We start from the raw sequence: 11928 nt of genomic DNA, 5'->3' as shown, positions 1-11928 counted from the left end.
CCAGTGCAAACCCCGAGACGGCCGCACTCGCCAGGAGACCGTCAAACCCGCGGAGAAATGCACACCTTTCTGGGATCACGACACCTGAAGTCTCCCAACGCAAACCGCGACCACAGCCGCACGTGCCCCCGGAGCCCGGCAAAGCCGAACGACATAGCACGTGATCACTCCGCCGAATCACGCTGCGCACCAGGTGATCACTCGCCGCCCAGCAAGGCCCGCCGAGGTCTACCCGCCACCACCACCGCAGCCGCCGCCTCCTCCACCGCAGCCGCCACCACCACCACTGCACCCACCGCCACTACCCCCATCACCGTGATGACTTCCACCGCTACATCCGGACCCACCGATGAACCCGGCAGCCCCCGCCCCATAGGCGGCCCCCGACCCACTCTTCCACCACTTCTGTTGCGCCCGACGCCTGTTGCGACGCCCGTAGCTGCGACCGAGGCCCGAACTGAGCGCGGCCCCAGCCTGCTCGGCACGAGGCTGCGACTCCTCTGCTCCGGCGCGCTTCTTCTTCCGCCACCAGGCGAACACAGCGAATCCGCCGACAACAACCACCGCAGCGATGATCACCAGTGAGTAATTCATCAGAACGCCCCCGTTCTTTCCCGCCCAAGCACATCGGAGCGGCATTTCCATTGTCCCGCAGCACCGCCATGGTCGGAGCACAGCTCCTCGGCGCCTCGAACATTGTCAGGGAACAGAATTCAGGAACCCGCTTAACGATTCCTTATAGCGAACCAGCCTCGTCCCGGCGAACGTCAGCCGGGACGAGGGGTCGCTTACTCGGACCAGCGCTCTTCGAGCATGGCCGAGACATCTTCGGCGAAGTCGCCAATGACGTCGTCACCTGTGCACCTGGCGTCTTCGGCCAGTGCCGCCCACCGGTTGATCAGCGCCTCCGATCGCGGCACGGACAGCCCGTGCTCACGGGCGGCCGCGATGCGGGCGTGATCCAACGGCAGGAACCAGTAGGTCGACAACCAGACCCAGATCAGCCTGGCCTCGAGGATCCGCTCGGACAGCAGCTCGTCGTCGGCCAGCGCGGGCCACACGCCGACCACTTCGGAGCGCCACGCCTCCAGCATCTGCCTGCCGCGTTCCCTGGACAGTTCGAAATCGCACAGGCAGCCGGGGAACGACACGAGCGCGTAGGCGATGTCGAGGGTGGCGTCGCGGAATCCGCCCCACTCGTAGTCGAGGAAGCGTGCGCCTTCCTCGTTGAGAATGACGTTGTCCGGGCACAGATCCGACGGACTGAACGCGCGGAATCGCCCGGAGGAGAACAGCCGGTTACCGCGCACGATCCGTTCGGCGATCTCGCCTGGCACGTCGATGCCGAGTTCGCGTTGCAGTAGCCCAGGCACCTCGGCGATCGCGGATTCGGCCTGCTGTGCGATGCCGTCGACTCGATGCACCACGTCGACGCGGCGCAGCAGCGCGACGAAATCGGCTTCGCGCCCGACGGTTGCCGCGTGCATCCGGCCCATCGCCTGCGCGAACGCCATCAGGGCGTTGCGGGTGGCAGGCTCGGCGCCGGACTGCAATTGCGCGGTCAGCAGGGAGTTTTCACCGAGGTCGCTGAGGATCAGCAAACGCTCGGGCAGGCTGTGCGCGATGAGGTACGCGCCGGGTCGGTGTTCGCGGCTCAGCGCGGTCGTGAACTGATACGACACCGCTTCACGCAGGAACGCGGAGTCGATGCTGGCGACTCCGGGCGCGAGACCGCCGGTGGTGCGGTCCTGCGCGTGCCCGCGCACTTGCTTGACGATGAGGGTTCGTGGCAACGAGAAGGCGTTTTCCGCAACACGCACACGGAGAACCGTCGTTCTACCACTACCGCTGAGTTCGATCGGATCGCTCAGCTTTACCGGAGCACCCATTCGCTTTGTGAGCAACTGTTGCGCTGCGGACACGACTTCGGCGGCGCGTTCGGCCAATAGTGCGGTCATCGCCCTTCAAGTTACTCGCATCGGGTCACTTCTAGCGAGCGGTTACACAACCTTTCCGCGTCGTTCGGCGTGTCTCCCCCGAGGTTACAGAACCGACGCGCGTTGCTTGACACCATTGCACCCGTCAGGTTTTCTCATCGTCAACTGCTCTGCGCCACACCGCAAACCAGTTGAGTGGAAAGGTCTATGGCATGACCGGCACACCGCCTCCCCCGCCCCACGAATCAGCTGGCGACGCTCCCGATCAAGGAGACGACGAACGCCGCGCGGCACGGCCTGGCCAGCACGAGAGTCAGACACCGCACTCCGCGGAACCGAGCAGCGGGCACGGTCGCCACGAGATGGCTGGACCTGCCGGATACCCGCAGTTCGAAGGACCGGGTGCCGCGCAGTACGGCAACGAACCCGTCGAGCCGCCGCCTCCGGTGACTCCGCAGCAACCCTCACAGCAGTCGCCGCAGGCCGGATACGCGCCGCCGAAACCGGAGCACGGCCAGCCGCAAGGTGGCCAGCCAACCTACGGCCAACCGCAATCCGAGCAGGGCTACGCCGCATCGCAACCGAGCTACGGCCAACCCGAGCAAGGCCAACCGCAACCGGGCTACGGCCAACCACAGCCGACCTACGCCCAGCCGACATACGGCCAACCACAACCCGGATACGGCCAACCACAACCCGGCCAGGCCCCACCCGAACCCAGCTACGGCCAACCAGGCACCGGCCCCGGCGCGCTGCCACCCGCAGGCGCCGCACCGTACGGCACCACGCCTCCACCGACCTACGGCTACCAGCAGGCGGCGGTCGGCGTGCCAGGCACCCTCGATGTCGGACAGGCGATCAGCTACGGCTGGGAGAAGTTCCGCTCGAATCCAGGCCCCTGGATCGGTGTGACCGCAGTCGGTCTGCTCATCTATCTCGCGTTCGTGGCTGTCGTCCAGCTCACCGATCCGACGTCGATCCTGCCCGTGCTGCTGATCTTCCTCGCGGTGATGGTCGGCGTGTGGCTGCTCCAGGCCGCCATGGTGCGCGGCGCGCTGTATGAAACCGACGGCACCAAACCACCTTTCGGCGCGTACTTCCGTTTCATGAACGCGGGTAATGTCCTGCTCACCGCCCTGCTCGCGTTCGTCGCGACGAGCATCGCCTCGGCGTTCTGCGTGTTGCCCGGTCTGATCGTCGGCATCCTGTGCATGTTCTCGATCCACTTCGTCGTCGATCAGGATCAAGGCCCCTTCGAGGCGCTCCGATCCAGCGCCACCCTGGTGGTCGCCAACGTCTGGCCAGTACTGCTACTGGCACTCTCGGTGCTCTTCGTGACGTTCGTCGGCGCGCTGCTCTGCGGCCTCGGCCTGCTGGTCGCGGGACCGGTCGCGGTCATCGCAGTGACCTACGCCTATCGCACGCTCACCGGAGGCCTCGTCTCAGCGCTGTAGGCCTGGATCAACAGCCGAAGCACCATCAGCCCTAGTTCACCAGGGACCGCATCCCGACCCACCGTTTGAACCGATGCACCGGCCCGCCCTCGTTGCCGGCACGAGGGCGGAGCTCGAGCACGATCACCCCGGCCACCACGATGCCCGCCAGGTTCACCGCGAGCTGACCCGCGGACATGAACGCGACGTGCCACTCACCCAAAGTTGCTGCGATGACCGCGAATCCGGCCGCGGGCACGGTCGTCACCGAGATGAACACGCCGATCAACGCCGCCGACTTGGCGGTCACCAGCGACAACATGCCCGCCGCGCCCGCGAGCAAGGCGACAACCAAGGAAAACGGCCCGACCTCATAGATGAAGTCGACATTGGGCAAGTTCGACACGCTGGTCAGCTTGATCCAGCCGAGCTTCTCCCACGCCAACGTGGCGAACAGGGTGACCACCATCGCCACCGGGAACCCGACCGCCAACGCGATCGCCGATCGCCGCGCGAGCCGAAAGTCCCTGCGCACCAAGCCCACTGCGAAGGCGGCCAATGGACCGAACTCCGGCCCGACCACCATCGCACCGACCACGGTCACCGGCGAATCGGTGGCAACGCCGATCGCGCCGAGCAGGCACGCGATGGTGAGGAAGGCGACGAAGGTGGAGTTGAGCGTCGACTCTTCCTTCGTCTGCGCGAGCAGCTCTTCCCACACCACCGCATCGGTCGGATCGCCGGGCGCGGCCTCGACCGCCCGGTCTCCCGCCTCGGACAGCACGGTTTCGACAGGTCCGAGCGTGATGCCACCGGACTTGCACATGCCGAGTTCGGTCAGATCGGCGAGCACCTCGTTGGCGGCCTCGCGCGCCACATCGGCTTGCACCAGGTCACCGGCAGGCTCCACCGCGACGCCGCGCGCCAGCGTCACATGGGTGACGCCGACGTTCGCGGCGAGCACGGCCAGCACCTTGTCGGTCTGTTCGGGCGGGCTGATCATGCGCAGATGCAGCACGGATTCCCCTCGTGGTCAGCGTCGCCCGGCAGGGTTGACGGATCGAACTGTCCAAAAGGTACCGTTTGCGCGGGTTTCCGTGCGCGTTGTCGCCGTCGCGTCGCCGTCGAGGTAGGCCTGCACGCCCTACGCGCCGACCCTCGCCTACGCGTCGACGTTGCGGCCCTCGGATCTGCCAACACGCGCACCAACGCCAGCGCGCCTGCCTTGTGCGCTCCGGGTCCGCCAGCGCGCCCTACACGCCGCCCCTACGCGTCGGCCTTGTCGCCCTTCGCTTCTGGCTTCGCGCCCTTCTCACCCTTCGGTGCAGGCTTGGCGTCCAGTCCGGCTTCCTTGCGCTGCTGCTCGGTGATCGGCGCGGGCGCGTCGGTCAACGGGTCGACGCCGCCGCCGGTCTTCGGGAACGCGATCACCTCGCGGATCGAATCCAGCCCGGCGAGCAGCGCGACGATCCGGTCCCAGCCGAAGGCGATGCCGCCGTGCGGCGGTGCGCCGAAAGCGAAGGCGTCCAACAGGAATCCGAACTTGTCCTGCGCCTCCTCCTGGCTGATGCCCATCACCTTGAAGACGCGCTCCTGCACATCCCGGCGATGGATACGGATGCTGCCGCCGCCGATCTCGTTGCCGTTGCAGACGATGTCGTAGGCGTAGGCGAGCGCGGCACCGGGGTCGGTGTCGAAAGTGTCGACGGACTCCGGCTTCGGCGACGTGAACGCGTGATGCACCGCCGTCCACGCCGAATGACCAAGGGCCACATCGCCACTGGCGGTCGCCTCGGCAGCGGGCTCGAACAGCGGCGCGTCCACGATCCACACGAACGCCCATGCGTTCTCGTCGATCAGTCCGACCTTGCGGGCGATCTCGCCGCGCGCCGCGCCGAGCAGCGCACGCTGCGCCTTCGCCGGACCTGCCGCGAAGAACACACAGTCACCGGGCACCGCGCCGACATGCTTTGCCAGCCCGTCCCGTTCGGCGTCGCTCAGGTTCTTGGCGACCGGGCCGCCGAGCGTGCCGTCCTCGTTGATCAACACGTACGCCAAGCCCTTGGCGCCGCGCTGCTTGGCCCACTCCTGCCACGCGTCGAGCTGACGCCGCGGCTGGCTCGCGCCACCGGGCATCACGACCGCGCCGACATACGGCGCCTGGAACACCCGGAACGGGGTGTCCTTGAAATACTCTGCGCACTCGGTGATTTCGATGCCGAACCGCAGGTCCGGCTTGTCGGAACCGAAGCGGCGCATGGCTTCCGCGTAGGTCATGTGCGGGATCGGGGTGGTGATCTCGTAGCCGATCAACTTCCACAGCGCCACCAGGATCTGCTCGGCGAGCAAGATCACATCTTCCTGGCGCACGAAGCTCATCTCGATGTCGAGCTGAGTGAACTCGGGCTGGCGGTCGGCGCGGAAGTCCTCGTCGCGGTAGGCGCGCGCGATCTGGTAGTAGCGCTCGATGCCACCGACCATCAGCAGCTGCTTGAACAGCTGCGGGCTCTGCGGCAGCGCGTAGAAGCTGCCCGGCTGCAGGCGCGCGGGCACCAGGAAGTCGCGGGCGCCTTCCGGCGTGGACCGGGTCAGCGTCGGCGTCTCCACCTCGACGAACTCGTGGTTCGCCAGCACGGCACGCGCGGCCGCGTTCGCCTTCGACCGCAGCCGGATCGCCTGCGCCGGGCCTTCGCGGCGCAGGTCGAGGTAGCGGTACTTCAGCCGCGCCTCTTCGCCGGGCTGCTCGTCGAGCTGGAACGGCAGCGGCGCGCTCTCGTTCAGCACCTCGAGCTGCGTGACGTTCACCTCGATGGAGCCGGTCGGCAGGTCCGGGTTCTCGTTGCCGTCGGGCCGCTGCTCCACCACACCGGTGACGAGCACGCAGTATTCGGCACGCAGCCGGTGCGCCTGCTCGGCGGGCTCGCCCTCGCGGAACACCGCCTGCGCCACACCCGACGCGTCGCGCAGATCAATGAAGATCACGCCACCGTGGTCGCGCCGCCTGGCCACCCAGCCGGTGAGGGTGACGGTCTGACCGGCGTGCTCGCTTCGCAGCGAACCAGCCAAGTGGGTGCGCAGCACAGGGTTCCTTTCGACGACTCCGGCACCGGCACGATATGACCAGGTGCGGTCCCATCGTAGTGAGACACATCCGCCGAGAGGAAACCGATCCAGCCAGACCCGTGCCAAGCTGTATCGGCTGGGTATGTCCGAGGCGTAGCAACAACGAGAAAGCGACGACGATGACCTTCAACGAAGGCATGCAAATCGATCCGGACGCCGTCAGTTCCGGGGGTGGACCCGGGCGGGGCGGCAAGATCGCACTCGGTGGCGGCGCAGGCGGGCTCATCGTGCTGGTTATCGCGCTGCTGCTCGGCGGCGACCCCGGTTCGCTGCTCGGCGACCTCACCGGTGCCCAGGATCAGCAGCAGACCCAAACCGCCCCCGCAGGCACTCCGTCGCACTGCAAGACCGGCGCCGACGCCAACAAGTACGTGGACTGCCGCATCGCCTTGACCACCCAAAGCCTGCGCGCGGTCTGGACCGACCAGCTGCCCAAGCAGACGGGCAAGAAGTTCGCCAACCTGACCGTGCGACTGTTCTCCGGCGCCGTCAACACCGGTTGCGGGCAGGCATCCAGCGCGGTGGGTCCGTTCTACTGCCCGGCCGATCGCAACGCATACTTCGACACCACCTTCTTCCAGGAGCTGGTCGACCGATTCGGCGCGAGCGGCGGTCCACTCGCCCAGGAATATGTGGTGGCGCACGAGATCGGCCACCACATCCAGAACCAGCTCGGCACTCTCGGCCGGGCACAAGACGATCCGCGCGGACCCGAATCCGGTGCGGTGCGCACCGAACTGCAAGCCGACTGCTATGCGGGCATCTGGGCGTACTTCGCAGACAAGACGCCCGCGCCGGGCGCCAACCAGCCCTTCCTGAAGCCGCTGTCGGACAACGATATTCGCGACGCACTCTCGGCCGCGTCGGCAGTCGGCGACGACCGCATCCAGAAAGCATCGACGGGCCGGGTGAATCCCGAAGCCTGGACGCACGGTTCGTCGGAGGAGCGGCAGAAGTGGTTCCTCGCCGGCTACAAAACCGGCCAGATCAAGTCCTGTGACACGTATTCCGCGCCGGACTTGAAGAACCCGCCCGCACTGCGCTGACCTTTCGGCGGGCACCTCGAATCTTTCTGCCGCACCCCGTCATAACGCTGCAGCACTGAAATAATAGGTGTCACAGCGATAGTCGACGTCGACAGTTTCGGCGCTGTACTGATCGAGGACGGACAACCCGTACCGTCGACGGGCACGCTAGAGCGGCAAAGAGAGTGGATGATGCGCGGAACGAAAACGGTACTGCTGGTTGTCTTGCTGATGTTCGCGGGCGGTGGCGCAATGGCCGCCGCAAGCCCGGAACCCGACCAGCCGACCTCCAACCCCGACGTGGCGGCAACACCCCTGTTCACACTGACCACCTTCCCGAACGCTTGGCACCCCAAGCGTGATCTCGGCCCGCAACTGCAGATATTCAGTGACGGCCGAGCCGTGAAGTACGTCGACGCGCGCGCCAACGGCCACCTCCCCCGCGAAGCACTCGACGCGGCAATCGCCGAGACGAAGTCCCTCGCCACCGTAGATTTCGGCGATCCAACAGTCACCGACCAAGGCAGTCAGATCATCGACTACATGCCGCAATCACCGGACCAGGAAGCCCACCTGGTGATCTACGCCCCCGACTTCACCACCGGCCTCACCGACGAACAGATCGCCGCCCGCACCCGTTTCCACAACCTCTACCGCACCCTCCTCGACGCCTTCATCCACGACTGACCAGTCCGCGACAACGCGTCCACCTCGCGTGACAGCGGGAACACGTCGCCACGCGCGCCACAGTTCCCGGCGCGCGAGGAGGAGCGCCACGGGTGCGGGGTTCCACGATCCAAGACTCGGATCCGCACTCGTTCTGTGGATTTGCACTCGTTCCGGGCTGCCAGAAGGGGTGCGAATTCACAGAACAAGTGCGGATCCACAGGAGCGGTTCGGATTTCGACGTTGAGCCGGGGGCTGGCCGCGGTTGCCGGTCTCCGGGGCGCCAGCGATCCCGGTATGTGGGATCACCGGGGTGGTTGCGCGCCGAGTGGGAACTGGTGGCGGGGGCTACTCGCGCGATGCCGCCACCAGTTCCCAGTGATCAACCGACCAACTCCACAACCGGTGTGCACGCACACTAGGAGCGCGGATTTCGGTGTTGCGGCGGGGCAAGCCCGCTGGCGCTCACCTCGGGGAACCCTGCGATCCCGGCATGCGGAACCACAGAGGCTGGTTCCTGGTCGAGGGGGCACTGGTGGCGGGGGCTACTCGGCCGATGCCGCCACCAGTGCCCCATCATCAACCGACCAACTCCGGAAGGGTGCGAAACCGCAAGCGGGGCATACATTTCGGCTCCCTACTGGGGCCGCTGATGCCGGATAGTCCCTGGTACGTGCGATTTTGATGACACCGCTCCATCGGTCAACGCGAGCTGGTTGCCGACCCCACCCTGCCGCTGGAACTGGTACGTCCACCACCCGACCGCACACGACGACAGCCTGGCCCGAGCCAACTTTCACTGCTCGAGCCAGTAGCCCTCGCTGCTCAAGCCCATCGCCCCTCACGAACTCGAGCCGATCACCCCGTCAGTCGACTCCGTGCCCTCGCCGCCCGAGCGCACTGCCCTCGCTGCTCGACCCACCACCTACGCCGCTCGAACCCATCGCCCGCGCCGCCCCGACCCATTGCCCCCTATCGCTCAAGCCCATCATCCTCGCCGCCCGAACCCATCGCCCCCAGCCGCTGGAACTCGTACATCCACCACCGGACCGCAAACGACGACGGCCCGGCCCGACTCAACTTTCACCGCTCAAGCCAGCTGCCCCTCGCTGCTCGAACCCATTGCCCCTCACCACTCGAACCCGCTGCCCCGTCGCTCGATTCACTGCCCGTCGCTCGAGCGCACTGCCCTCAACGCCCGAGCCCATCACCCCCATCGCCAGAGCCAATCACCCTCACGGCCTGAGCCCACTGCCCCCGTCGCTCAAGCCCATGCCCCCGCTGCTCAAGCAACTCAACCCTCGCCACGCAAGCCAGGCCGTACTCGTCCGTCAGAACTGATCCTGCTGATAATCAGAGCTGACAATCTCATCAGAGTGCGTCGCACCGATCACACCAGGCGTGGACTCGCCGGTGAGAGCGTCATTGCCCGTGGCACTTTGGTACGGCTGCACGGTCCGCGAGCGGTCTTCCTCATTGTTGCGCGCGCCCGAGTCACTCGAGCCCATCACGCCCGTCGCTCAAGCCACCCAACCTCGTCGCTCGAGCCACTCAACCTCGTTGCTCGAGCCACCCAGCCCTCACTCGAGCCAGGCTGTACTCATCCCGTCAGAACTGATCCTGTTCATAGTCAGAGCTGACAATCTCATCCGAGTGGGTTGCGCCGATCACATCGGGCGTGGACTCTCCCAGTGGGCCGGTGAGATCGTCGTTGCCGGTGGCACTTTGGTATGGCTGCACGGTGCGGGCGTGCTCTTCCTCGTCGTTGCGCGCGCCTGCGGCGCCGGGGGCGCCGCCCATGAAGCTGCTGCCTGCGCCTGCCGTTGTGGTGCCGGGGGTGCCGGTTGTGCCTGGGCCGAACGTTGTGCTGCCTGGTACGCCGGGCATGCCGCTGATCGGGCGTACGGGCGACATGGAGCCGGGGACGCCGGTGACGCTCGGCACCTTCGGGATCGACGGGCTACCCGTCGTTCCGGGCCTGCCACCGGTGCCGGTCGGACTGCCTGAGCGGCTCGGGCTGCCGAACAGGCCACTGCTCGGCGAGCCGCTGTGGGTCGAGCTCGGGCTGCTCGAGGTCGACGCGGTCGTGGTCGACGGCGTGCCTGTACTGGACGAATTGAGGCCTGCGGTCTGTGTCGCGGTATCCGACGCGGCGGACTGCGCCTGCTCGAGGATCGGCTGACCGACGTTCTGCGCCAACGCCTGTGCGACTTCCTGCGGCGCAGGCCCACCGCCCGGTGCGACCAACTGCTGCACCAGGCCACTCAGCTCGCCTGTCTTGCCCGACAGATCACCGCGGGTGGCGTTGACGATGCCGACGGCCTGGCCGAGATGCTCGGTGGCGGACGCCATCAGCGTGGCCTGCGCGGGCGGCGTCAGGATCACCGGCGCGAGCGCGGTCGCCTGGGTGGCGAACGACGATGCGACACCGAGCAATTGGGCGTTGCCCTGTTGCACCACCGCGGCGGCGCGCTGGGTGAGTTCGGAGATGTCGATGCCGCGCTGACTGGTCTCCTGGCCTTCGGTGTTGGCCTTCTGGCTGGCGGCCTGCGCGCTGCGGGAGGCTTGGCTCTGCCACAGTTGCTCGACGGTGGTCATGCTGCCCTTGCCGACCGTCATGGCCATGTCGATGACCTTGGAGGACTGGCTCAGGATCGCCGTCGGGTCGAGCGCGCCGATGATGCCGGTGCCGAAGCTGCTCAGCAGGCTGAGGATCGGCTGCATCAGCACGTCGACGCCGGGCAACGCGGGCACGGCGACGCCCTGCATCAGCGCGGCAACCGGGTCGGCGGGCAGTGCGGGCAGCGAGGTCGGGATCGCGGCCTGCGCCTGGTTGATCGCGGCGGACACCGAGGTCGGCGCGCCGCCGAGGGCGCCGTTGAGCACGCCTTGAGCGTGGTCGACGGTGCCCTGCGCGGCCTGGGCAATCGGAGCGGCCGCGTGCTGAACGTTGCCGAGCAGCGCCGAAACATCGGAAGGGACACCGGAAATGACCGAGGTGTCCGGCGCGGGGTTACCGCCGAGTCCCGGCAATCCGCCCGGCATGGTGCCAACCGCGTTGTGCTGGTCCTCGCTGATCTTGCGGGCCAGCACGAACTCCGGCGGCTCGATCGGCGGCAGATCCTCGGGCACCTGCCCGAGCGGCAGGTCGATGACCGCCTGGTTCTGCATCGAGTCCATCACGGCCTGCTGACCGATCGCGACGTTCTGGTCGGCGGCGTGCGCCATCGCGTGTTCTTCGGGCGCGATCACGCCGGTGTCGAGCGGCTTCACAGCGCACCCCCTAGCGAGGTGATCGAACCGGCGTTGACCCCGTCGGTGACGTCGTACGCCGCGGCGGCGCTGAACGCGGACTCCGACAACTTGGCATACTTCGCGGACAGGTCGTTGATGTCTTTTGCCTGCAATACCTGAGCTGCGGCGAACATCGCCAAATAGTCGACACCGATCAATCCGAACACCGGCACGAGTGCCGAGACGTTCTTGACCGCGTCGAAATTACCCGCCCCCGCAAGATCACCGGCGATGCCCGCGTTCGTGGCGGCGAACGCCCGGACCGCGTCGGTCTCTACCGAGAGATCACTCATCGAGTTGCCCCCCAAATCGTCGTGCACATCAGTGTCGTGAACTTCTTCGTCGTCACCATCTGCCCATGCCGAACGGCATGGCCGCTTCGGTTGGGCTCAATATAGCGGACGGTACCGGCAAGTTTCGAGCCTATGACGACGTTCTGGCAGGGACTAC

The 11928-nt window shown here is 66.8% G+C and carries 9 protein-coding genes; 3 read left to right on the top strand and 6 right to left on the bottom strand.

Going from position 1 to position 11928, the window contains the following annotated elements:
• Positions 1-197: 197 nt before the first annotated feature.
• Together NA11_RS45935 and NA11_RS33370 are read right to left on the bottom strand one after the other, a co-directional pair.
• Positions 198-347, bottom strand: coding sequence for a hypothetical protein (locus NA11_RS45935; RefSeq protein ID WP_167837786.1), 150 nt, complete (start codon positions 345-347; stop codon positions 198-200).
• 441 nt (positions 348-788) lie between these two features.
• A complete protein-coding gene (locus tag NA11_RS33370; RefSeq protein WP_069166038.1) occupies positions 789-1958 on the bottom strand; it encodes a phosphotransferase family protein in 1170 nt (389 codons plus the stop codon).
• A gap of 191 nt (positions 1959-2149) precedes the next feature.
• Between NA11_RS33370 and NA11_RS46825 the strand changes: the two genes are divergently transcribed.
• On the top strand, positions 2150-3391 hold the full coding sequence (locus NA11_RS46825) for a DUF2189 domain-containing protein (protein ID WP_245746373.1): 1242 nt from the start codon (positions 2150-2152) through the stop codon (positions 3389-3391).
• A gap of 31 nt (positions 3392-3422) precedes the next feature.
• Here the strand turns inward: NA11_RS46825 and NA11_RS33360 are convergent, their stop codons facing one another.
• Entirely contained in the window at positions 3423-4388 is a 966-nt protein-coding gene (locus NA11_RS33360; protein WP_084655275.1) for a DUF389 domain-containing protein, read from the bottom strand.
• Between the two features lie 248 nt (positions 4389-4636).
• Positions 4637-6451, bottom strand: a complete 1815-nt coding sequence (aspS, locus tag NA11_RS33355) for an aspartate--tRNA ligase (protein WP_069166037.1) — start codon at positions 6449-6451, stop codon at positions 4637-4639.
• A 161-nt stretch (positions 6452-6612) separates the two neighbouring features.
• Here aspS and ypfJ point away from each other — a divergent pair, with 161 nt between their 5' ends.
• Together ypfJ and NA11_RS33345 are read left to right on the top strand one after the other, a co-directional pair.
• On the top strand, positions 6613-7539 hold the full coding sequence (ypfJ, locus tag NA11_RS33350) for a KPN_02809 family neutral zinc metallopeptidase (RefSeq protein ID WP_069166036.1): 927 nt from the start codon (positions 6613-6615) through the stop codon (positions 7537-7539).
• A gap of 168 nt (positions 7540-7707) precedes the next feature.
• Positions 7708-8205, top strand: coding sequence for a hypothetical protein (locus tag NA11_RS33345; RefSeq protein ID WP_141717979.1), 498 nt, complete (start codon positions 7708-7710; stop codon positions 8203-8205).
• 1587 nt (positions 8206-9792) lie between these two features.
• Here NA11_RS33345 and NA11_RS33340 read toward each other — a convergent pair.
• Both NA11_RS33340 and NA11_RS33335 read right to left on the bottom strand, forming a co-directional pair.
• Positions 9793-11457, bottom strand: coding sequence for a hypothetical protein (locus NA11_RS33340; protein WP_069166035.1), 1665 nt, complete (start codon positions 11455-11457; stop codon positions 9793-9795).
• Positions 11454-11771 (bottom strand): type VII secretion target, encoded by a 318-nt coding sequence (locus tag NA11_RS33335; RefSeq protein ID WP_069166042.1) that lies wholly within the window; start codon positions 11769-11771, stop codon positions 11454-11456. Before NA11_RS33335 ends, NA11_RS33340 begins: the two co-directional genes overlap by 4 nt.
• Positions 11772-11928 lie beyond the last annotated feature (157 nt).

This window comes from Nocardia altamirensis NBRC 108246, assembly GCF_001612685.1.
GTDB lineage: Bacteria > Actinomycetota > Actinomycetes > Mycobacteriales > Mycobacteriaceae > Nocardia > Nocardia altamirensis.
This window is presented reverse-complemented; position numbering and strand designations above follow the sequence as displayed.